General features: G+C 69.4%; 20 protein-coding genes and 1 tRNA gene. 11 read left to right on the top strand and 10 right to left on the bottom strand.

Translation table 11 applies throughout. From position 1 onward, the window contains the following. Positions 1–41: 41 nt before the first annotated feature. Positions 42–1,526: a hypothetical protein gene (locus LN652_RS14690; protein ID WP_230441355.1), complete on the top strand. Its 1,485-nt coding sequence runs from the start codon at positions 42–44 to the stop codon at positions 1,524–1,526. A 188-nt stretch (positions 1,527–1,714) separates the two neighbouring features. Here LN652_RS14690 and LN652_RS14685 read toward each other — a convergent pair whose 3' ends face one another. The 4 genes from LN652_RS14685 to LN652_RS14670 form a co-directional block, all read right to left on the bottom strand. Further along, a complete protein-coding gene (locus LN652_RS14685; protein WP_230441354.1) occupies positions 1,715–2,707 on the bottom strand; it encodes a hypothetical protein in 993 nt (330 codons plus the stop codon). Between the two features lie 93 nt (positions 2,708–2,800). After that, positions 2,801–3,481: a DCL family protein gene (locus LN652_RS14680; RefSeq protein ID WP_230441353.1), complete on the bottom strand. Its 681-nt coding sequence runs from the start codon at positions 3,479–3,481 to the stop codon at positions 2,801–2,803. Positions 3,482–3,627: 146 nt separating this feature from the next. Continuing rightward, a complete protein-coding gene (locus tag LN652_RS14675) occupies positions 3,628–6,189 on the bottom strand; it encodes a DEAD/DEAH box helicase (RefSeq protein WP_230441352.1) in 2,562 nt (853 codons plus the stop codon). Beyond that, positions 6,186–7,157 (bottom strand): HamA C-terminal domain-containing protein, encoded by a 972-nt coding sequence (locus LN652_RS14670; RefSeq protein ID WP_230441351.1) that lies wholly within the window; start codon positions 7,155–7,157, stop codon positions 6,186–6,188. Before LN652_RS14670 ends, LN652_RS14675 begins: the two co-directional genes overlap by 4 nt. 389 nt (positions 7,158–7,546) lie before the next feature. On the opposite strand from LN652_RS14670, the gene LN652_RS14665 reads away from it, so the two are divergent. After that, positions 7,547–8,440, top strand: coding sequence for a hypothetical protein (locus LN652_RS14665; protein ID WP_230441350.1), 894 nt, complete (start codon positions 7,547–7,549; stop codon positions 8,438–8,440). Between the two features lie 109 nt (positions 8,441–8,549). Here the strand turns inward: LN652_RS14665 and LN652_RS14660 are convergent, their stop codons facing one another. Beyond that, positions 8,550–9,218 carry a 3-oxoacid CoA-transferase subunit B gene (locus LN652_RS14660; protein WP_230441349.1) on the bottom strand — a complete coding sequence of 223 codons (669 nt, stop codon included), beginning with the start codon at positions 9,216–9,218 and terminating at the stop codon, positions 8,550–8,552. Position 9,219: 1 nt separating this feature from the next. Then, positions 9,220–10,059 carry a CoA transferase subunit A gene (locus LN652_RS14655; RefSeq protein ID WP_230441348.1) on the bottom strand — a complete coding sequence of 280 codons (840 nt, stop codon included), beginning with the start codon at positions 10,057–10,059 and terminating at the stop codon, positions 9,220–9,222. 100 nt (positions 10,060–10,159) lie between these two features. Here LN652_RS14655 and LN652_RS14650 point away from each other — a divergent pair, with 100 nt between their 5' ends. Both LN652_RS14650 and LN652_RS14645 read left to right on the top strand, forming a co-directional pair. Then, positions 10,160–11,164 carry an ArsA-related P-loop ATPase gene (locus LN652_RS14650; protein ID WP_230441347.1) on the top strand — a complete coding sequence of 335 codons (1,005 nt, stop codon included), beginning with the start codon at positions 10,160–10,162 and terminating at the stop codon, positions 11,162–11,164. After that, positions 11,161–12,315 (top strand): ArsA family ATPase, encoded by a 1,155-nt coding sequence (locus tag LN652_RS14645; RefSeq protein ID WP_230441346.1) that lies wholly within the window; start codon positions 11,161–11,163, stop codon positions 12,313–12,315. Before LN652_RS14650 ends, LN652_RS14645 begins: the two co-directional genes overlap by 4 nt. A gap of 71 nt (positions 12,316–12,386) precedes the next feature. Here the strand turns inward: LN652_RS14645 and LN652_RS14640 are convergent, their stop codons facing one another. Next, entirely contained in the window at positions 12,387–12,674 is a 288-nt protein-coding gene (locus LN652_RS14640; protein ID WP_230444752.1) for a WhiB family transcriptional regulator, read from the bottom strand. A 193-nt stretch (positions 12,675–12,867) separates the two neighbouring features. On the opposite strand from LN652_RS14640, the gene LN652_RS14635 reads away from it, so the two are divergent. Then, positions 12,868–15,207: a transglycosylase domain-containing protein gene (locus tag LN652_RS14635; RefSeq protein ID WP_230441345.1), complete on the top strand. Its 2,340-nt coding sequence runs from the start codon at positions 12,868–12,870 to the stop codon at positions 15,205–15,207. A 25-nt stretch (positions 15,208–15,232) separates the two neighbouring features. Here the strand turns inward: LN652_RS14635 and LN652_RS14630 are convergent, their stop codons facing one another. Continuing rightward, positions 15,233–15,691, bottom strand: a complete 459-nt coding sequence (locus LN652_RS14630) for a GatB/YqeY domain-containing protein (protein WP_230441344.1) — start codon at positions 15,689–15,691, stop codon at positions 15,233–15,235. A gap of 25 nt (positions 15,692–15,716) precedes the next feature. On the opposite strand from LN652_RS14630, the gene LN652_RS14625 reads away from it, so the two are divergent. The 6 genes from LN652_RS14625 to LN652_RS14600 all read left to right on the top strand — a co-directional run bounded on the left by LN652_RS14625 (position 15,717) and on the right by LN652_RS14600 (position 19,503). Next, positions 15,717–16,655 (top strand): metallophosphoesterase, encoded by a 939-nt coding sequence (locus tag LN652_RS14625; RefSeq protein ID WP_230441343.1) that lies wholly within the window; start codon positions 15,717–15,719, stop codon positions 16,653–16,655. A gap of 18 nt (positions 16,656–16,673) precedes the next feature. Next, the gene (locus LN652_RS14620) at positions 16,674–17,297 is read left to right on the top strand and encodes a dihydrofolate reductase family protein (RefSeq protein WP_230441342.1); all 624 of its coding nucleotides are present in this window, start codon (positions 16,674–16,676) and stop codon (positions 17,295–17,297) included. A 78-nt stretch (positions 17,298–17,375) separates the two neighbouring features. Continuing rightward, positions 17,376–17,449, top strand: a tRNA-Pro gene (locus LN652_RS14615). Positions 17,450–17,513: 64 nt separating this feature from the next. Further along, complete coding sequence (locus tag LN652_RS14610; RefSeq protein WP_230441341.1) at positions 17,514–18,371, top strand: serine hydrolase domain-containing protein; 858 nt, start codon at positions 17,514–17,516, stop codon at positions 18,369–18,371. Beyond that, positions 18,368–18,895 (top strand): hypothetical protein, encoded by a 528-nt coding sequence (locus tag LN652_RS14605; protein WP_230441340.1) that lies wholly within the window; start codon positions 18,368–18,370, stop codon positions 18,893–18,895. The genes LN652_RS14610 and LN652_RS14605 overlap by 4 nt, the downstream gene beginning before the upstream one ends. A 44-nt stretch (positions 18,896–18,939) precedes the next feature. Next, entirely contained in the window at positions 18,940–19,503 is a 564-nt protein-coding gene (locus LN652_RS14600) for a hypothetical protein (protein ID WP_230441339.1), read from the top strand. Positions 19,504–19,576: 73 nt separating this feature from the next. Here LN652_RS14600 and LN652_RS14595 read toward each other — a convergent pair whose 3' ends face one another. Continuing rightward, positions 19,577–20,620, bottom strand: a complete 1,044-nt coding sequence (locus LN652_RS14595; RefSeq protein ID WP_230441338.1) for an aspartate-semialdehyde dehydrogenase — start codon at positions 20,618–20,620, stop codon at positions 19,577–19,579. Then, on the bottom strand, positions 20,620–21,900 hold the full coding sequence (locus LN652_RS14590; protein WP_230441337.1) for an aspartate kinase: 1,281 nt from the start codon (positions 21,898–21,900) through the stop codon (positions 20,620–20,622). The genes LN652_RS14595 and LN652_RS14590 overlap by 1 nt, the downstream gene beginning before the upstream one ends. Positions 21,901–21,922: the final 22 nt, after the last annotated feature.

The following is a 21,922-nucleotide window of genomic DNA, read 5'->3' as shown; positions in this document are numbered from 1 at the left end:
GTGCAGGTCAGAGTGTCGGTGGGGTTCTCTAGAATGGGGGCATGACCGGAGCTCTCATCGACCTCGACGCCGCGGCCCTGCTGGCCGCGGCGACCGAGGCGCAGCGGGAGAGCCGGCTGGCCGATGTGCGCGGGCTGGAGGTGCTGTCGGCGTGGGCGGGGCTCCACTCGAGCGACCCGACCGAGGGCCCGGACGGCCACGTCGCGCGCCGCACGGGCAACGTGCTGCGCCAGGTCGGCGGCGACGGCACGCCCGGCGTGCAGGACTTCTGCCTCGGCGAGATCGCGTGGGCGCGCGGGGCGAGCGCGACGTCGACGCAGAACGCGCTGGCCGACGTGCTCGACCTCGAGCACCGGCTGCCGCTGACGTGGGCGGTGTGCCGGCGCGGCGAGTGCGAGGTGTGGGTGGCCCGCAAGGTCGCGCGGATGTCGCGCCACCTCGCGCGCGACCGGGTCGGCCTGGTCGACCGGGCCGTCTCGCGGATGATCGCCAGCGAGGGCGCCGGGCGGGTGCTCGCGGTCGCGGAGGCGAAGGTGATCGAGGCCGACACCGAGCTCCACGAGGAGCGCCGCGAGGCCGAGCGCCGTCGGCGGTACGTCGGTCTGGGCCGCACGGACGAGTACGGCCTGCGCACCCTGATCGCCCGCCTCGAGGCCGGCGGCGCCGCGGCCGTCGACGCCGTCGTCCACCGCGTCGCCGAGATCATCGCGCCGCGCCACCCCGAGGCCCACCCCGACGAGCTCCGCGCGATCGCCTTCGGCTGGCTGGCGCGGCCGGCGGAGCTGTTCGCGCTGCTGCTGGAGCACACGGAGGACGGGGCTGCTGCGGATGCCGAGCCCGCGCCGATGGCTGGCGCCGCCGAGTCCGACGGCGAGCCCGAGCCGGACGAGCCGTCCGCACGCGCGATGTCGCGAACCCTCGCCTTCCCGGCCGACCTCCTCGAGGCGCTGCGCTCCCTCGACCTCCGGCCGCTGGCGCCGAAGGCGGTCCTCCACGTCCACCTCCACGAGGCCGCGCTCCACGCCAAGGACGGCGTGGTGCGGGTCGAGGGCCTCGGCCCGGTCACCCTGACCCAGCTGGCCGAGCTCCTCCGCCGCCACGACCTCAAGGTCCAGCCGGTCAAGGACCTCTCCGGCCGCGTCCGCTACACGGCCTACGAGCACCCCGAGTCACTGCGCGACCAGGTCCACCTCGTCAACGTCGGCGACTACTGGCCCTTCGCCACCTCGACCAGCCGCAGCGTCGACCTGGACCACCCCACTCCCTACGACCACGGCGACGAGGGCCGAGATCCCCCGCCGGACCAGACCGGCTCCCACAACTCCGGCCCCCTCGGCCGCCGCCACCACCGCTGGAAGACCCACGCGGGCTTCCGATCGCGCCAGTGCGGCGAGGGACGCTACGTCTGGCTCAGCCCGAGCGGGCTGAGCTTCCTCGTCGACCACACCGGAACCCACCCGATCCACCCGGAGGAGGCGCGGATGATCTTCGAGGCGCCGCCGGGCGTGGACATCTACGTGGCGTAGGTGGCGGTGGGGCAAAGGCGGCGGAATGGGCTAGGCAGCCGCTGGGCGATCAGAGCTCGAGCCGGCGTACGGCCGACCCGTTCCGCGGCGGAAGGACGCAGATGAGTTGAGCATCCTCGCCAGAGCTCCTGCTCGGAAGGGAAACGATCCCATCGATGAAGACGATCGATGGACGCGTCCAGAACCACCTATCGTTGCTTGTCTTGGTCGGCTTCAAGCGCTGTTGCCGCCCGGATTGTTGCTTCGACGATACCTGCTGCCCGCTCGACGTCCGCACGTACCGCGCTTGCGTAGTCTCCGCCCGTCAGGCGCTCTTGAAACTTCAAGTTGAGGGCAAGTCGGCGGTCGATCGGAGGATGATCATCGTCGCCGCGATCTGATTGCGGATCACCCAGTCTGAGCGTATTGAGCGCAAGGTGCGCGCCCAAGCAAGCTTCGAAGGCGGACTGGCTGCGTGCGTCGAACGGATCCTGGCCGCGCAGCAACAGAGTCGCGAGCGCGTCCGCCTCAAGTTCTTGACCCCCGGTCTCGCTGAAGGCGTCCGCCAGGTCGCCCAACAGCACTTCAAGTTCGTCATCCACAACTCGTGGGATGCCGTCCACGTGCCCGAGCAGGCGGTGGGCTCCCTCGTGTGCTAGGCACCAGACGTCTGCGAGCAAAGACAGCGCGACTGAATGGCTGGTCAAGTCCTCACCTTCGTAGCCGTAGTCGCCGACATAAACCTCGCCAGTCTCGCGCCACAACTCCGCCACATAGGCCATGCGGCGGGCATCGTCGGCAACCCTGAAAGGCGTTGCGCTGGGATCCCTCACACGTTCGAAGAAGGTAGCGAATTGGACGGTTGCATCCGAGAAGCCCACATGGAAGTCAATAATCGCTCCAGCAAAGTGGTGAGGTGATGCCCAGGTTGACGCCTGGGACTCCCAATCTTGACGCTTCACTATGAACGTCCCCGATAGCGCGTTCGCGAGGTGCGGAGGCGCGAGAGCAAGCACCTTCTTCCACAGGTCGTCGAGCAGTGGGTCGTTGGAATGCTCGAATGCGTTCTCCCAGCTCGGCGACTTGTCGGAGATGCCCCGCCAGTGCTCCTCCTGATGTAGCTTCTGATAGCTCGGCGGGACGTCGGGCTGGCCTAGCAGGCCCGATGCCCAGAACTGTCGGGCACCGTCGTCGTCAGGCATGCTTCCTCATCAGGGTCCAAGGCCTCTACTTAACGGCATCCTGCTCGTCGACGCTGAACCAGCAGCGCTTGCGTGAGTCTTAGTCCTCTCACTTCAGGACCGGGAGCCGCGGCCCCCTTCATCCTTCATCACAAGGATCGGATTGGCATAGTGGTCCCAGTGTTCGAGCCATGAAGCCAAGACTCTGGGGTCAGTAATCCGGCCGCCAACAGCGATCTGCCCGAAGCCAGAGTTAGTCTCGACTTTGCTCCACCCTCCCAGGGTCGCGACGAAGTCTTCGACGATCTCATTCCAGCGCGGATCCCGATAGATGACGTCGGCCTCGGCCTTGGTGGGGATCAGTGCTCCCGTCAGGGCACAACGCACCGTGCCGGCGGCGAACGCAGCATCCCGCAGGGCCACTCGCCTGTCGTTGACAGCTAGCCGGAGAGCATCCTTGAAACTGGTTCTCATCCCGGGCTTCTTAATGGCAGTCTGATAGCTCCAGTCAACAACGCTGTCGTCGATGCGCCGGATCCAGATCCCCCGGGAGGCCGCCGAGACATAGCCGTAATCGCCCGCGTCGGTCCTATCGATGAAGAACTCGGAGATCCCAACGCCGATCTTCTCCGTAGCATCGGGATGCCGGTCAGCGAGTTCTCGCAACATCGTGTCGTGAACCGGATCTGACACGCTGTCACCTATCTCGTAGCGGTAAAGGATGCCCCTGAAGTACTCAAGAGCGGCCTTCTGGGTAGGGAAAGTTATGCTAGGCAGGCTTATTGGCTTGACCATAGGTTTGCTCCTTCTCGTGAGTAATGACCGCGAGACGGCATGCACGTCGGCCTGTAGGTATCACAAGGGTGCGTCAGGTCTTGCGACCAGCAAGCCCGCGGGCCCGCGGGTTAGTGCGGCCCCCTGGGTCTCCCAACCGCTAAGAGTCACAAAAGCCCGCGCCGCCCCTCGGCGTCGAGCCGGTTTCGAACCTCCCGCCTCACAAGCGTGGGAAGAGCCAACGCGTCGACGTCTTGTCGCTGTAGCCAATCTAACGCCTGGTGCGGCGCGAGGTCGTCCTCGATGATCAGCTCCGATACGGCAATCGTCGTCGTGCGCGAGAGGCCCAACGCCATCAAGGCGACTTCAGTCGGTCGAGAGACCCCCAGCTCCAGCATCATGCTCACATCGAAGGTCTCGTCCTCCACCAGCGGGGAGCCGACCTGTTCCGCGTGGAAACGGAGCAGGTCCTGGTAGCAGGCTAGGTATTTGGGCGCCTGGAAGCGGGCGATCTGTTCGACGTCCGACATCACGCCACGAATCACGCCCGGGATGTTCGAGTTTTTCACCTGCCTCGCATAGGTGAGGCGATTGCTAATCAGCCTCGATAATGGCATGCCTCTCATCCACTGCGTGATCAGGATTGAGAGCTGAAATTGCCGACCCTCGGGGCCCCAGTCCCCGCCCAGCTCGCGGTTTACCTTCGCAATCGCTCGAACGTAGCTCTCTGCCGCATCTGGACTTTCCGGGGGCGGAAGTACGAGGTCGACAGGATCTGGATAGTCGGCAAAGGACGTCAGGAGCCGCTGCATCGACAAAGGACTGATCCCGGCATGCCGCTCGATCAACTCCGGAGGATACGTGATCGCTTGGAGTGCGTCAGCAATCGAAGCCTCTAAAGCTTCGGCCTCATCAGCGTCTACCGCAACACCGACGATTGACGACACCGCGTCCCCGCGCGCCACCCGCGAGGCCAGAAGGCTTAGAACTGGCTCAAGTATCGGCGCCTCACGGCTCATCTCGACTGGCGTGTCGGCCTCGATGTATGCAGCAAGACCGCTCAGCTCCTTGAACACCTTGTCACTTGCGCGAGCAATCGGCTGACGCACTCTGGACGTCGGCGGACTGGGCCACTGCTGCGTGTCGTTCGTGTCGACACACACGATATTGCCTTGAAACTCCTTTCCCCAGCGTCCCGCACGACCTGCAAGATTCCAGAAATCGGCAGCCGACATCACGTTGCCGCGGCCCTTTCGCGGACCCCGCACGAACAAGTTCTTGCATGGAAGGTTCACCCCTTCCAACAGGGTGCTCGTGCACACCAGGTAACGAAGCTTCTCCTCTTTGAAGAGGCGCTCAATCTCACTCTTCAGGAGCAACGGCATGTTGCCGTAGTGGAACGCGACCCCACGTTGCAGGGCCTCCTCAAGCGCGTACTGAGGGTGAACGGCAGTTATCGCGAGCTCCCGGAGAGCAGCTATGTCCTCGTCCTGGGACATGTCTGCATCGTCCCCGAGCGCCTCGTAGATCTGCTTAGCAGCCTTTTCCGCGTCCGCCGCTCCATTGACATAGACGACATTGCCTGACCGCAGGCCGCCGAGGGTGACCGCAATGAGGGGCAAACGCTTGCTGGCCGGTGTTGGCCGGGCAGGGAGCTCGAAGGTCCCGCAGCTGTCCAACTCTCCGTTGACCGAGAGGCTGAGTGTCCACTCGCGCGGCTTGTACGGCACCTGATTCGCGACGAGAAGATTCTGATTGACCGTAACCGCCTGGCTGTCCAATGCAGTGGCACGCGCGTCTCCCGGAGCTCCCGCCAGCAGTATCTCCGGGTTCGAAGTCATGGGACTCGCGAAAATCACCTGAGCTTCGGGCGCCCGGCGAGCGGTCTCGTCCAAAACTTGCTGAAGGAGGACACCACGCGAGCCGTCATCGAACTTCTGCGCTTCGTCAATGAACACGAGGCTTGGCGCAAACGAAGGAACCCGCTGCTGAAGCAGATGCAGTCGCTCCTGCGTCAGCACAAACACCTCCTTTGAGTCCTGGCCGATCTCTGAATCCCACGGCATCGTGTGCACTCGGACCGAGGTCCCAAAGTCAGCGATCAGGTCGAGGCTAACCTCCTCGATTAGTGCGCGAGTCGGGACTACGTACACCGCCTTAAACTCATCTGCACGCGAGGCCTGATCCTCAATCCAACGCTTCACAATGAATGACTTACCGGCTGAAGTCGGAGCCGAGATACTTAGCCACCGCGAGTTTGTCGCCGCCGACCAAAATTGACGCTGAAAGGCATTCGCCTCCACCTCGCCGTTCGCCTTCGTAGGAATCGTCAGCTCAAGCCTTCGCCGAATAACGTCCTGCTGCAGGGGGCCAGGCGTCTCCGCCCAGGCGTCCGCTTCGACTATCCCGCGCTTCGCGGCGAGGTTGAGCGACTGGCGATTGCCGAGCCTTTCCAGGATTACCACTGCAGCCCCACGGAGCGCTTCATCGGTATCGCTGGCTAGGCAGCTGTGGGCGACCCGCAGGGCGGCTTCCTGGCCGCTGTGATGAGGGGCTGCGGTCAAGGCACTGCTGCAGAGCAGAGCGAAAGACCAATCGACCTCTTCTCCGTTGACGAATGGACGAATCGCCGGAAGATCCGCCGCAACGGCGTCTCTCGCGAGCTTGGCCAGCGTGTTGCGGAACTTGGTCGAACCAAGAACGACTGCTTCGAGGGACTCGGCCGTCACTTCAGTTCCAGCCGCTGGCGAAGAGCGTCTCGGAAAGATTCAACGGACGGGACAGGCACACAGAAGACCTCCATCTCGAATGAAACGAGCTCATGGTTCGTCACGCGTTCCTTGATCCTTTCGTGCCACGCGTCGATCGCCTCCTGGGCAGCCGCACTCACGGCTTCGCCGCTCTCATCAAACGGATTGGGGTAGTCGCCGAGGTCGAAACCGACAAGGCAGCCCGCCCGAACCTCGACCTTCGCCGACTCCTCGGTTTCATCGCCGAAGTACCGGATCAGCGCCGCCGTGACCTCCTCGGCCCCGGCGTCGAGGTTGTCGCGGATCAGGTACAGGTCGCGCTTGGCTGCCCCGTCCATGCCCTCGGCCAAGAAGGGAGCGATGCTCTCGAAACAGGAGTCGATAGCTGACTTCGGGGTGGCGTGCAGTTTGGATTCTCCCCAGTACAAGGCCAGATTCCCGTTCGGCAAGACCTTGCCGTGGATGCCATCGCTTCCGTGAACGTGCATCTGACTGCTGGTCTTGAGCGGCATCTTGCACAGAATCTGGGGGATGCGCAGCACCACCTCCAGCAGCGTGTAGAGGAGCAGCTCCCCGCCCTCACCTGACTTGCTCAGCTTCGTGAAGAGGCTACGGGCCTCGTCCGACAGTCGGGTGAAGCCCGCGGCGGACCCCGTCTCTAGCATCTCGGTCAAGGCATCGTTGATGCGGCTTCGAGGGATGCAGTAGTCCACCGCCTTCTGGGCCAGGCGGTCGGCCAGCTTCTCGATGCGAGGCCTACCGTTCCCGTCCTTCACAACGAAGTGGGTGCGGCAGGTCGTACGGGTGCCCTCGTGAACTACCGGCTCACCTACTGCGACGAGGAGGCCAGCCAGGTTCTCGGGGCGTCCTCGGGCCATCGCGTCTACTGCATCGACAAGCCACTCATCGACGCCCTGTTCGCGAAGCCGTTCAGGAATCTCTGACACGGCAGGTCCCCCGAGCGTGACCGAAACGGGCGCGCGAGCAGGTCCGCCCTGCGCGCTCTGTCAACACAGACGGGAGTTTATGGTCGCTTGCAGCTGAAGTTCGGCATTTCGGGTGAATGCGGCCGGGAGCGGTCTACCTTCGCTGTGGCCTCAGAGACGGCGTGAATACCGCACCTCGAGTTCGTCGGAACGCAAAGTACTCTCTGGGCTCGCGGTCATCGAGCAGCTCGGCACCGCGCGGTTGCGTCATTCTGGGCGGATTGCAGTAGGTGCGCGCGCCCGCCCTCCAGCCTCACTCCGCCACCCCTCAGGGTGAACTTCCGCCGACACACCCCACGCCCATCGACGAGCACCAAAGCCAGCCGCGCGAGCCGAGGCACCATTCCCCCGTGCCCCCGCCCGAGCTCTCCGCCCTCCGCAAGCGCCTGGAGCTCGGCCGCCTGCTGCTCGGGTCGGTCCTGGAGTGGCTCATCAAGGCGTACGGTGCGGGTGCAGCGCTGAGCGTCGCGCTCAGCGACTCCGAGACCGCGAGCGGCAAGGCCGGCGACGCGATCCGGGCCGTGCCCAACCTCGCCGACAAGTACCACCAGGCCCGCTACGTCCTCGACCACCGCGAGGAGATCCAGGCGGCAGTCACCTACCTCAACGAGCACACGCTCCCCGAGGCCGAGCTCCAGCGTCAGGCCGACGAGAGCCTGCAGACGCTCGGCTCGATCGAGACGACGTACGACGAGGTCGGCCGGGCGCGCGACGTGCTGGAGTTCGACGGCATCCAGGGCACTTTCAACAACGTGCGCGAGGCGATCGGCCACGTCGGCAACGCCTACGACGCCCGCCCCGACCTCGACTCCATCCGCCGGCTGGCCGAGGTGGCCGAGCAGGTCGAGCCGTTCAAGGAGCAGGTCGACGTCCTGATCCCGGTCTACTACGGCAACTTCTTCACGCTCACCGACAACTTCGCGTCAGACGAGATCGCCTCGACCCTCACCGTGATGGCGCTGGCGATCGCCGTCTCCGTCCTGCTCGGGCGGATCGTCGGCTTCTGGGTACGCCGCGGCCGCCCGGGCATCATCGCCCGCTTCCTGCAGCACCTCGGCGCGCGCACCTTCCCGAAGTGGTACGCGCGCCATCTGCCGTACGCCATCGGCGCACCGCTCTACGACCACGCCCGGGTGCACGTCCAGGACGCGATCCTCGACGACCCGCACGGGACGCTCGACGAGGAGTCGTACCGGCGTCTCGAGGAGCACTTCACCGGCGACGGGGTACGCCGCCCGGACTGACCGCGACGGTCCTTCGCACCCGGCTCTCGTGGTTCGCACCCGAGATCTCGGGTGCAAAGCACGGAAGTCCCCGGATATCCGGGGACTTCCGCAGCAGAGAACGAACGACTCAGTGCAGCTCGGGACCCGTCTTCTCCCGCACCTCGTCCTCGGTGACACCGGGCGCGAGCTCGACCAGCTTGAGCACCCGGTCGCCGAGCGTGCCCGACGGCGCGACCTCGCCGGTGGTCGGGTCGATCACGTCGATGACCGCGAGGTCGGTGATGATCCGCTGCACGACGCGCTTGCCGGTGTAGGGCAGGTCGCACTCGTCGAGGATCTTCAGCGAGCCGTCCTTGGCGGTGTGCTCCATCAGCACGATCACGCGCTTGGCGCCGTGGACCAGGTCCATCGCGCCGCCCATGCCCTTGACCATCTTGCCGGGGATCATCCAGTTGGCGATGTCGCCGTTGACCGAGACCTGCATCGCGCCGAGGATCGCGGCGTCGATCTTGCCGCCGCGGATCATCCCAAACGACTGCGCGGAGTCGAAGAACGACGCGCCCTTGCGCAGGGTCACCGTCTCCTTGCCCGCGTTGATCAGGTCGGGGTCCTCCTCGCCCTCGAAGGGGTACGCCCCCACGCCGAGGATTCCGTTCTCGCTCTGCAGCACCAGCTCCACGTCGTCCGCGACGTAGTTCGGCACGAGCGTCGGCAGCCCGATGCCGAGGTTGACGTACGACCCGTCCTTGAGCTCCGAGGCCGCCCGCGCGGCCATCTCCTCACGCGTCCAGCTCATGTCAGCCTCCCAGTCCGTGCGTCGCCGCGTCGTCCACCAGCGCGTCCTCCGACGAGTCCGAGCCCGAGTCGGGCCGCGGCCGCGTGGTGACCTTCTCGATCCGCTTGTCCGCGGCCTGCTCGGGCGTCAGCTCGACGACCCGCTGCACGAAGACGCCGGGCGTGTGGACCTCGTTGGGGTCCAGCTCGCCGGGCTCGACGAGGTGCTCGACCTCGGCGATCGTGACCCGGCCGCACATCGCGGCCAGCGGGTTGAAGTTGCGCGCGGAGTCGCGGAAGACGAGGTTGCCGTGGCGGTCGCCCTTCCAGGCCCGCACCAGCCCGAAGTCGGCGACGATCGCCTCCTCGAGGACGTACTCCCTCTCGCCCTCGGCCGTCGCGAAGACCTTGGTCTCCTTCGGCGGCGAGGAGACGATGACGTTGCCCTCGGTGTCGTACTTCCACGGCAGGCCGCCCTCGGCGACCTGGGTGCCGACGCCGGTCGCGGTGTAGAAGCCGGGGATGCCCGAGCCGCCGGCCCGCATCCGCTCGGCCAGCGTGCCCTGCGGGGTCAGCTCGACCTCGAGCTCGCCGGAGAGGTACTGCCGCGCGAACTCCTTGTTCTCCCCCACGTAGGAGGAGATCATCCGCCGCAGGCGCTTGGCGAACAGCAGCCGCCCCAGCCCCCACTCGTCCACGCCGCAGTTGTTCGACACCGCCTGCAGGTCGGTGGTGCCGGCCTCCAGCAGCGCGTCGATGAGGACCGACGGGATGCCGCACAGTCCGAAGCCTCCGACGGCGATCGTGGCGCCGTCCGGGATGTCGGCGACAGCCTCGGCCGCCGAGGTGACCACTTTGTCCATGCCGCAGACCCTAACGGTCGTGTGACTGGCGCCACTGTGTGCCCCGGGGCCACAGTTCGGGGCCCCGGATGTGCGTGGAGCCACCCCCTACGCTGGGCCCGTGAGCGACTGGCCGAAGGTGCGCCTCCACGTGGTGACCGGCAAGGGCGGGACCGGCAAGTCGACCGTGGCCGCCGCCCTCGCGATGGCGCTCGCCACCTCGGGCCGCAACGTGCTGCTGTGCGAGGTCGAGGGCCGCCAGGGCATCGCCCGGATGTTCGACGTCGACCCGCTGCCCTACGAGGAGCGCCGGATCTCCAAGGGCGCCCCCGACGACACCGGCCGCGCCGGCCAGGTCCACGCGCTCCACATCGACCCGGAGTCGGCGCTGCTGGAGTACCTCGCGATGTACTACCGGCTCGGCCGCGCCGGGAAGGCGCTCGACCGCTTCGGCGTCATCGACTTCGCCACCACCATCGCCCCCGGCGTGCGCGACGTGCTGCTCACCGGCAAGGTCTACGAGGCGGTGCAGCGCCCGCGCGGCACCCGCGGCAAGGACCAGATCACCTACGACACGGTGGTGCTCGACGCGCCCCCGACCGGGCGGATCTGCCAGTTCCTCGGCGTCAACTCCGAGCTCGCCGGCCTCGCGAAGGTCGGCCCGGTCAAGAGCCAGGCCGACAAGGTGATGGAGCTGCTGCGCTCCCCGCGCACGGCCGTCCACCTTGTCACGCTGCTCGAGGAGATGCCGGTGCAGGAGACCTCCGACGGCATCGCCGAGCTGCGCGACGCCGGCCTCCCGGTCGGCGGCCTCGTCGTCAACCTGGTCCGACCCCGCGACCTCAGCCCCGGCGCGCTCGCCCAGGTCCGCGAGGACCGGGTCGACCCGACCGAGGTGGCCTCCGACCTCTCCCGCGCGAAGGTCGACGTCGACGCCGAGCTCGTCGAGTCCCTGGTCGACGAGGCCCGCGACCACGCCGTACGCCGCCGGCTCGAGGACGAGCAGCGCGCGCTGGTCGCCGAGGAGGGCCTGCCCACCTACGAGCTGCCGCGGATCGCCGGCGGCATCGACCGCGGCGCGCTCGTCGAGCTCGCCCAGCTGCTCCGGAAGCAGGGCATGGCATGACGCGCTCCGCCACGACCCCCCTCCTCGACGTCGACGCGCTCGTCGACGACCGCGGCACCGGCATCATCGTGTGCTGCGGCTCCGGCGGCGTCGGCAAGACCACGACGTCCGCGGCGCTCGCGCTTCGCGCCGCCGAGCGTGGCCGCAAGGTCGTCGTGCTCACCATCGACCCGGCCCGCCGGCTGGCCCAGGCGATGGGCATCGAGCAGCTCGACAACACGCCGCGCCCCGTCGCCGGCGTACGCCCGAAGCGGGGCCGGTCGGGCGGCTCGCTCGACGCGATGATGCTCGACATGAAGCGCACCTTCGACGAGGTGGTCGAGAGCCAGGCCAGCCCGGAGAAGGCGCGCCAGATCCTGGACAACCCGTTCTACGTCGCGCTGTCGAGCTCGTTCGCCGGGACGCAGGAGTACATGGCGATGGAGAAGCTCGGCCAGCTCCACCGCCAGGCGCAGGCCGACGGGACCTACGACCTGATCGTCGTCGACACCCCGCCGTCGCGCTCCGCGCTCGACTTCCTCGACGCCCCCGAGCGGCTCTCGAGCTTCCTCGACGGGCGCTTCATCCGGCTGCTGCTCGCGCCGGCCAAGGGACCGGCACGGCTGATGACGGCCGGGCTGTCGGTGGTGACCAACGCGCTGACCAAGGTGCTCGGCGCGCAGGTGCTGCGCGACATGCAGACCTTCGTGGCCGCGTTCGACACGCTCTTCGGCGGGTTCCGCCAGCGGGCCGACCAGACTTTCGCGCTGCTCCAGGCCGACGGCGCCGCGTTCGTGGTGGTCGCCGCGCCGGAGCCCGACGCGCTCCGCGAGGCGGCGTACTTCGTGGACCGGCTCACCGACGACGCCATGCCCCTCGCGGGGCTGGTGGTCAACCGGGTCACGCCCGACACCCGCACGACGCTGTCGGCCGAGGAGGCCATCGCCGCGGCCGACCGGCTCGCGGCCGCCGACGCGGCGTCGCTGTCGGCGGGGCTGCTGCGCCTGCACGCCGACCGCGTCCGGATCATCGAGCGCGAGCGACACCTGCGCGAGCGCTTCGCCGCCTCGCACCCGGCGGTGCCGACGGCGGTCGTCCCGGCCCTGGCCGGCGACGTCCACGACCTCGACAGCCTGCGGACGATCGGCGAGCGGCTCGCCCGGCAGGGCTAGCCCAGCCAGACGGAGACCAGACGGAGACCAGACGGAGCCCGGTCAGGGCCCGGTCAGGGCCCAGTCGTGGCTCAGGCGTTGACGGAGGGGCTCTCGACCTTGGTACGCGCGGTCTCGAGGATGCTGCGCCACGACGAGCCCGGGCGGCGGCGGAGCAGCGCGCGGCGCTCCCGCTCGGTCATGCCGCCCCAGACACCCCACTCGATCTGGTTGTCCAGCGCCTCGGCGAGGCACTCGGTGCGCACGGGGCACCCGGCGCAGACCTGCTTGGCCTTGTTCTGCTCCGCGCCTCGCACGAAGAGAGCGTCGGGCGTGTCACCCTTGCATGCGGCACGCGATGCCCAGTCCTCGACCCACATATCAGTTCCCCACATCTTCTGTGAGCCGACTGGCCGCCCCCATAGCGGCCATCCCTGACTCTTGAAGAAAAGTAAACGAATCCTCCGGGGTCGCGTCAGGGTCAAGTGGCTCAATTCGCATAGTCCGATCGGACTAGGCGGCCACACGCGTCGGATTCAGGTGGTATGGGCGCGGCCACGTACTCTGGGGCCCATGCCTTCGTCTCCTGCGCGCCGTCCCGGACGTCCCGAGACCGGCCGGATCGCCTCCCACCTCGCGGTGATGGCGGCCGTCGCGGTCGTCATGGGCGTCCTCACCGCCTGCCTCGCCATCCCCTTCGCGGGGCTGGTCGGAGTGGCGGCCAAGGACGTGTCCAAGGGCATGGTCAACCTGCCCGAGTCGCTCGAGGCGAAGGACCTGTCGCAGAAGACCACCATCGTCGACGCCAACGGCGAGGTCATCGCCTCGCTCTACGACCAGAACCGGATCAACGTCCCGCTGAGCTCGATCTCCCGGCCGATGGTGAAGGCGATCGTCGCGATCGAGGACTACCGCTTCTACGAGCACGGCGCGCTCGACCTCAAGGGCACGCTGCGCGCGTTCATCACCAACCAGGCCAACGGCGGCTCGGTCCAGGGCGGCTCGTCGATCACCCAGCAGATGGTGAAGCAGACCCTGCTCTACCAGGCGGAGACCGAGGAGGAGCGCAAGGCCGCGACCGAGGAGACCTACGCGCGCAAGATCCGCGAGCTGCGCTACGCCATCGCGTTCGAGAAGAACCACTCCAAGGACTGGATCCTCGAGCGCTACCTCAACATCGCCTACTTCGGCGACGGCGCCTTCGGCGTCCAGTCCGCCGCGCGCCACTTCTTCTCCAAGAACGCCAAGGACCTCAACCTGCTCGAGTCGGCCACCCTCGCCGGCCTGGTGAAGAACCCGGTCGGCTACGACCCGGTCGACAACCCCGAGCGCGCCGAGAGCCGTCGCAACGTCGTCCTCGACCGGCTCGCCCAGCTCGGCGTGCTGACCGAGAAGAAGGCCGAGCGGCTCAAGAAGCGGCCGATCGCGAAGACCCTGAAGATCGAGACGTCGCCCAACGGCTGCCAGCAGTCGCAGGCACCGTTCTTCTGCGACTACGTCGTCAACTGGCTGCTGAAGGACCCGGTCCTCGGCGACACGGTCAAGGAGCGCCGCCGCACGCTCAACAACGGCGGCCTCACCATCAAGACCACGATCGACCTCGACATGCAGAAGGCCGCCGACGAGTCGGTCTCCAGCCACGTCTACCCCACCGACCAGGCGATCGGCGGCCTGGCGATGGTCGAGCCCGGCACCGGTGACGTCCGGGCGCTGGCCCAGTCGCGCCCGATGGGCAAGGACAAGGCGGCCGGCCAGACCTACCTCAACTACGTGGTCCCCAAGGAGTACGGCGACGCCAACGGCTTCCAGGCCGGCTCGACGTTCAAGGCGTTCGTGCTCGCCTCGGCGATCAACCAGGGCATCCCGCTGAGCACCAGCATCAACTCGCCGCAGACCATGCACTTCGACGACTCCGACTTCGAGACCTGCGACGGCCCCTACGCCGGTGACGGCAACGGCTGGGACCCGCAGAACTCCACCGGCTTCGGCACCTACAACCTCTACACCGGCACCCAGAACTCGGTGAACACCTTCTTCGCCCAGCTCGAGACCCGCACCGGCATGTGCGAGCCGCTGGCGCTGGCCGACGCCATGGGCGTCGACGTGCCGCAGGCCCAGCAGGTGCCGTCGTGGATCCTCGGCGTCTCCGACGTCGACCCGCTGACCATGGCCCAGGCCTACGCCACCTTCGCCGCGCGCGGCCTCCACTGCGACCCGCGGCCGGTGACCGAGGTGCTCGACTCGGACGGCCAGCCGCTCAAGCAGTTCACCTCGCAGTGCGAGCAGGTCATGCCGGGCGCCACGGCGGACGCGGTCAACGACATCCTGCGCGGGGTCATGGAGGGCGGCTTCGGCTCGGCGCTCCAGATCGACAAGCCCTCGGCCGGCAAGACCGGCACGACCAACGACGGCCGGTCGGTGTGGTTCGTCGGCTACACGCCGAACCTCGCGGCCGCCGCGATGATCGCCGGCGCCAACGGCGAGGGCCAGTGGCTCGAGCTCGAGGGACAGGTCATCGGAGGACAGCCCATCTACTCCGCGTCCGGATCCGGCTTCGCCGGGCCGGTCTGGGGCGACGCGATGGCCGCGGTCTCCTCCAAGATCCCCTACGAGGACTTCCAGGCCCCGCCCGGCGACGAGATCGCCGGCGTGCTGACCAGCGTGCCCGACGTGTCGGGCCAGAGCGTCGAGGCCGCGACCGCGACGCTGGAGGGCTCCGGCTTCGTCGTCGCCAACGGCGGCGAGGTCAGCTCGGAGACGGGGCAGGGCCTGGTGGCCTACACCTCGCCCGAGCCCGGCACCTCGCTGAGCAGCGGCGACACCGTCACCCTCTACACCTCCACCGGCTCCGTCCCGCCCGCCAACAACGGCGGCGGCAAGGGACGCGGCAAGGGACGCGGCGGCCGGGGCTGACGCCCCGGGCGCCGGCCCGGCCCGTTCAGCCGAGCTGCTTGCGGACCTCCGCGGCGACGGTGCCGCCGTCGGCGCGACCCTTGACCTGCGGGGTCACCACGCCCATCACCTTGCCCATCGCGCGCATCCCCTCACCGGCGGCGCCGGTCTGCTCGATCGCGGCCGTCACGAGGTCGGCGATCTCCGCCTCGCTGAGCTGGGCGGGGAGGTAGTCGGCGATCACCTCGCCCTCGGCGGCCTCCTTGGCCGCCATCTCGGCGCGGCCGCCGTCGGTGAAGGCGACGGCGGCCTCGCGGCGCCGCTTCGCCTCGGTCGACAGCACGCCGATGATGTCGTCGTCGGAGAGCTCGCGGGCCTCCTTGCCGGCGACCTCGGCGTTGGTGATGGCGGTCAGCACCATCCGCAGCGTCGAGGAGCGCAGCTCGTCACGCGCCTTGATGGCGGTGGTGAGGTCGGCGCGGAGACGGTCCTTGAGAGCACTCATGGGCCCATTGTGGCAGCCTTGCCGCATGCCCCTCCTCCCAGTTCTGCGCCGCACGGCGACCCTGGGGGCGGCCGCCGGCGCCGGCCTCGCGGCGTACGCCGCCTGGGAGGCCCGGCAGTACACGCTGCGCCGGGTGACGGTGCCGCTGCTCCCCGCCGGGCACGCCCCGCTGAAGGTGCTCCACCTCAGCGACATCCACATGGCGCCCGACCAGCGCGCCAAGCAGGAGTGGCTGCGCGGGCTGGCGGCGCTGGAGCCCGACCTGGTGGTCGACACCGGCGACAACCTGTCCCACATGCGCTCGGTGCCGGTCGTGGTCGACGCGCTCGGCGGCCTGCTCGACGTCCCGGGCGTCTTCGTCCTCGGCTCCAACGACTACTACTCCCCCGGCCTGCGCAACCCGCTGCGCTACCTGCTGCCCGACACCGGTCGCCGCAACACGTCGACGCCCCAGCTGCCGTGGCCCGAGCTCAAGGAGCGCTTCGGCCGCGCGGGCTGGCTCGACCTCACCAACGGCTTCGGCTCGCTGACCGTCGGCGGCACCCGGATCGCGTTCGTCGGCGTCGACGACCCGCACCTGGAGTACGACGACCTGCCGCGCGTCGCCGGCCCGGCCGACCCGACGGCCGACCTGCGGCTCGCGGTGACGCACGCGCCGTACCTCCGGGTGCTCGACCAGTTCGCCGCCGACGGCTGGGACGCGGTCATCGCCGGCCACACCCACGGCGGGCAGGTCTGCGTGCCGACCCTCGACGGTCGCGGTCGGGCCCTCACCACCAACTGCGACATCGAGCCCGCGCGGGCCCGCGGCCTGCACCGCCACCCGGCCGACTCCGCGCCGGGCGACCCCGGCTCGGCGTGGCTGCACGTGTCCGCCGGCCTCGGCACCAACCCGTACGTCCGCTTCCGGGTCGCCTGCCGGCCCGAGGCGACGCTGCTGACCCTCACCGCCCGCACCGACTGACCCACCTCGAGGAGACCCGTGCCCCGCGTCCGCGTCACCAACTTCGCCCTCTCCCTCGACGGCTTCGGCGCGGGCGAGCCGCAGTCCCTCGAGGCGCCCTTCGGCCACGCCGGCACGAAGCTCCACGACTGGCGCTTCGCCACCTGGCAGCCCGGAGCGCCGGACGGCGTCGACGCGCTCTTCGGCCGCCAGTACGACGTCGGCTTCGGCGCCGAGATCATGGGCGCGAACAAGTTCGGCCCGCCCGGCTGGCAGGACGACCCCGACTGGCGCGGCTGGTGGGGCGACGAGCCGCCGTTCCACACCCCGACCTACGTCCTCACCCACCGTCCGCGCGAGCCGATCGAGATGGCCGGCGGCACCACGTTCCACTTCCTCAGCACGTCGCTCCCCGACGCGCTGGCCATCGCGCAGGAGGCGGCCGGCGACCTCGACGTCCGCATCGGCGGCGGCGCCACGACCGTGCGCGACTTCGTCGCCGCCGGGCTCGTCGACCACCTCCACCTCGCGCTCGTCCCGATCGTGCTCGGACGCGGCACCCGGCTCTGGGACGGGCTCGAGGCGCTCGAGGACACGTACGCGATCGAGGCCGTGTCCGCGCCCAGCGGAGTGGTCCACCTGAGCCTGTCGCGCCGGGCCTGAGGGGCGATTTCGGGGCGGCCTGACCGCTCCGGTATGCTCGCTCGCGTTGCCCATGATCGACCTGTCGACCATGGGCGGCGGGCTGTGGCGCAGCTTGGTAGCGCGCCTCGTTCGGGACGAGGAGGCCGCAGGTTCAAATCCTGTCAGCCCGACACACCGGATCGCCGGACCTGCTCAGCAGGTCCGGCGTTCTGCTTCTCCAGCAAGGGGGCGGAGATGACTCGGACACCGGACGTGATCCTGATCGGCGGTTCCGACCGCGGCGAGCCCGAGGTGCAGGTGTCCGGGCGACACCGCCCCGACGCGTTCGTCGAGATCGGGTCGGTGACCAAGACCTTCACCGCGGCCCTGCTGCACCACCTGGTCGCTGCCGGCGTGGTCGCGATGGACGACCCGGTCAGCGCCCACCTCGACGTGGGTCCGGGCCCAGTGCCCACGCTGCGCCACCTCGTCGAGCACACCTCCGGGCTCCCGCGGCTGCCACCGGGCGTCCGCTGGTGGCGGCGCGACCCCTACGCCCGGATCGACGAGGCCGCGTTCGCCCACCTGGTGCAGGCGCTGCCGGACCACGTGCGCTCCACCCCGGGAGCGGCGGAGGAGTACTCCAACTTCGGCTACGCCGTCCTCGGGGCCGCGCTGGCCGCGGCGGCCGGCGAGCCCTGGGTCGAGGCGGTGCGCTCCCGGGTGGTCGAGCCGCTCGACCTGCCCGACGCGGTCCTGCTCGCGCACGACGTACCGGCGCCGCGTCGTCTGGTCGCCCTCGACCGGTTGGGCCGGCCGCGGGCCACGTGGAACCTCGGGCCGTTCGCCCCCGCCGGCGGGCTGTGGACCACCCCGCGGGCGCTCGGCGAGCTCGCACGCCAGGTCCTGCTCGGGGACGCGTGGGGCGCCCGTCCGCTCGGCTGGCAGCACATCGACGGCGTCGACTGGCACAACGGCGCCACCCGCGACTCCGCCGTGTTCGTGGGCGGCTCGCGGTCGACCGGGCGCTGGACCGTCTGCCACGGTCTCCGTCACCCGGCGCCCGAGATCGACGCGATGGGCCTGCGGTCTCTGCACGAGGAGCGAGCATGAGCGCGCTCACCCACCCGCTCTCCGTCGCGGACGGACGGCTGTGGCTCGGCGCGCCACCGGTGGCCGGCGGGCGCGGCATCGCGCTGACGACCGACGGCGTCGTGCTGCACGACCTCGACGTCGACCCGACGACGGTCCCCTGGTCGGAGGTGACCGGGCTGGAGGCCGTGGTCGAGGTGTCACGCTGGCGACGGCCGGCCGTCGCCAGCTGGACGTTCGGGCTGCTCGGTGCGGCCCTGGACGTCTTCACGCCCGGGGTCCCTGACGACGTCGGGCTGAGGATCGAGACCGCCGCCGGGACCGTCGAGCACGCCGCCAACGCCCACAACCGCGGCGGCTATCCCCGCGACCGGGTCGCGGCCCTCCATGCCCTCCTCGACCTCCTGGGCCACGACGCCGACGAACGGGGCACGCTCGCGGAGCCCGACGCGGTGCGCGACGCCTTCGACCGCGCCGCCGACGAGGCTGCGCAAGGGGGACGCCCCGAGACGGCGCTGCGCCCCCTGGCTGCCCGCGGCCGCTGACGACGCTCCCCGGCGCCGGCGCCCCCGGGTGGCACACTGCCCCCATGGCCGACCCCGAGAAGCCCGACGACGGACCCTCGCTGGAGATGCCGTCCTTCTCGCTGCGGCGGCCGCGGCGTACGGCCGGGTCTGCGTCGGAGCCCGCGCCCGAGCCAGCGCCTGCGCCCGAGCCCGAGCGCGTAGGCCGCCCGCGTGCCGTCGCGCTCCCCGGCGTCGCCGCTGCCCTGCTGGTCGGGCTCGCCGTCGGCCTCGCCGCGGTCCTGCTCGGCCGGCTGCTCGGTGCGGGCTGCGAGGCGGTGCGCGGGACGTCGGCGTGCGGCGGCGCGATCGGTCTGCCCGCGCTGATCGCCGTGCTCGTCGTGCTCGCCTGGCTCGGCAGCCTGCTGCTGCGCGCGTTGGGCGTGGCGGACGGCGGCTCCACCAGCGTCCTCGCCGTCGGCGTCGCCGCGGTGGTGGTGCTGGTCGCGCTGCTCGACGTCCTCGACGGGCCGTGGGCGGCGTTGGCGCTGCCGCTGCTCGGCGCCGTCTCGTACGCCGCCGCGTGGTGGGTCACCGCGGTGCTGGCCTCCTCCGACCACGAGGCGGCTAGTCGGTCAGGCTCTCGCTGAACTTGTCAGGGCGTGCACGGCCTGACAAGTTCAGCGATCCCCGGTCAGCCGGGGATCGCTGAAGGGGCGCAGGTCAGCGCGAGGCGGCGACGATCTCCGCGATCTGGACCGTGTTGAGCGCGGCACCCTTGCGCAGGTTGTCGTTGCTGATGAACAGCGCGAGGCCACGGTCGTCCGGGACGCCCTCGTCGGCGCGAATCCGGCCGACGTAGGACGGGTCCTTGCCGGCCGCCTTGAGCGGGGTCGGCACGTCGTCGAGCTCGACCCCGGCAGCGCCGGTGAGGAGCTCGCGGGCGCGGGCCGGCGTCAGCGCGCGCTCGAACTCGGCGTTGACCGCGAGCGAGTGGCCGGTGAAGACCGGGACGCGCACGCAGATGCCCGAGACGAGCAGGTCGGGCAGGCCGAGGATCTTGCGCGACTCGTTGCGGAGCTTCTGCTCCTCGTCGGTCTCCTGGAGGCCGTCGTCGACGATGGAGCCGGCGAGCGGCAGCACGTTGTAGGCGATCGGCTCGACGTACTTCACCGGCTCGGGGAAGGTGATCGCCGAGCCGTCGTAGGCCAGCTCGCGGGCCTTGTCGCCGGCCGCGGTCACCCCGTCGGCGAGCTCGTCGACGCCCGCGACGCCGGAGCCGGAGACGGCCTGGTAGGTCGACACCACGAGCCGCTTCAGCCCGGCCTCGTCGTGCAGCGGCTTGAGCACCGGCATAGCGGCCATGGTCGTGCAGTTGGGGTTGGCGATGATCCCGCGCCCGGCCGCGATCACCCCGGCCATCGCGTCGGGGTTGACCTCCGAGACCACGAGCGGGATGTCGGGGTCCTTGCGGAAGGCGCTGGAGTTGTCGACGACGATCACGCCGGCGTCGACGAACCGCGGCACCAGCGCCCGCGAGGTGGTGGCGCCGGCGGAGAACAGCGCGATGTCGAGCCCGGTCGGGTCGGCGGTCTCGGCGTCCTCGACGGTGATCTCGCGGTCACCGAACGGGAGCACCGTGCCGGCGGAGCGGGACGAGGCGAAGAAGCGCACCTGGTCGGCGGGGAAGCCACGCTCGAGCAGGATCTGGCGCATCGCGACGCCGACCTGCCCGGTGGCGCCGACGATGCCGATGTTGACGCCCATCAGCGGCCGGTCCCGCCGTAGACGACGGCCTCGACCTCGTCGGCGTCGAGGTCGAACGCCGTGTGGGTGGCGCGCACCGCGTCGTCGACGGCGTTCTCGTCGACCACGACCGAGATCCGGATCTCGGAGGTGGAGATCATCCCGATGTTGACCCCGGCGGAGGCGAGGGCCCCGAAGAACTTCGAGGTGATGCCGGGGTGCGAGCGCATGCCCGCGCCGATCAGCGACACCTTGCCGATCTTGTCGTCGTAGAGCAGCTTGTCGTAGCCGACCTCGGCCTGGATCCGCGCCAGCGCGGTCATCGCGGTCTGCCCGTCGGTGCGCGGCAGCGTGAAGGAGATGTCGGTCAGGCTGGTCGCCGCCGCCGAGATGTTCTGCACGATCATGTCGAGGTTGATCTGCGCGTCGGCCAGCGCCTCGAAGATGCGCGCGGCCTCACCGACCTTGTCGGGCACGCCGACCACGGTGATCTTGGCCTCGCTGCGGTCGTGGGCGACGCCGGCGATGATGGGCTGTTCCATGGTGGTCTCTTCCTGACCGGGCTTGGGGTCGTTGCTGACCCAGGTGCCCTCGAGCTGGCTGAACGACGAGCGGACGTGGATCGGGATGTCGTAGCGACGGCCGTACTCCACGCAGCGCAGGTGCAGGATCTTGGCGCCGCACGCGGCGAGCTCGAGCATCTCCTCGTAGGAGACCCGGTCGAGCTTGCGGGCGCTCGGCACGATCCGCGGGTCGGCGGTGAAGACGCCGTCGACGTCGGTGTAGATCTCGCACACGTCTGCGTCGAGGGCGGCCGCCAGCGCCACCGCGGTGGTGTCGGAGCCGCCGCGCCCGAGCGTGGTGATCTCCTTGGTGTCCGCCGAGACGCCCTGGAAGCCGGCGACGATGACGATGTGGCCCTCGCCGATGGCCTGGGTGACCCGCCCGGGGGTCACGTCGATGATCTTGGCCTTGCCGTGCTGCGCGTCGGTGATCACGCCGGCCTGCGACCCGGTGAACGACCGCGCGGTGAAGCCGAGGTCGCTGATGGCCATCGCGACGAGCGCCATCGAGATCCGCTCGCCGGCGGACTGCAGCATGTCGAGCTCGCGGGCAGGCGGGAGCGGGGTCACGGCGGCGGCCAGGTCGAGCAGGTCGTCGGTCGTGTCGCCCATGGCGGACACGGCGACGACCACGTCGTGGCCGGACTTCTTCACCTCCACGATGCGCCGCGCGACGCGCTTGATGGCGTCGGCGTCGGCGAGCGAGGAGCCGCCGTACTTCTGCACGACAATGCCCACGGTTCTGTCCCTCGACAATCGG

The organism is Nocardioides okcheonensis (assembly GCF_020991065.1).
GTDB lineage: Bacteria > Actinomycetota > Actinomycetes > Propionibacteriales > Nocardioidaceae > Nocardioides > Nocardioides okcheonensis.
Note: the sequence above shows the minus strand (reverse complement) of the source record. Positions and strands in the feature narration are given on the sequence as shown.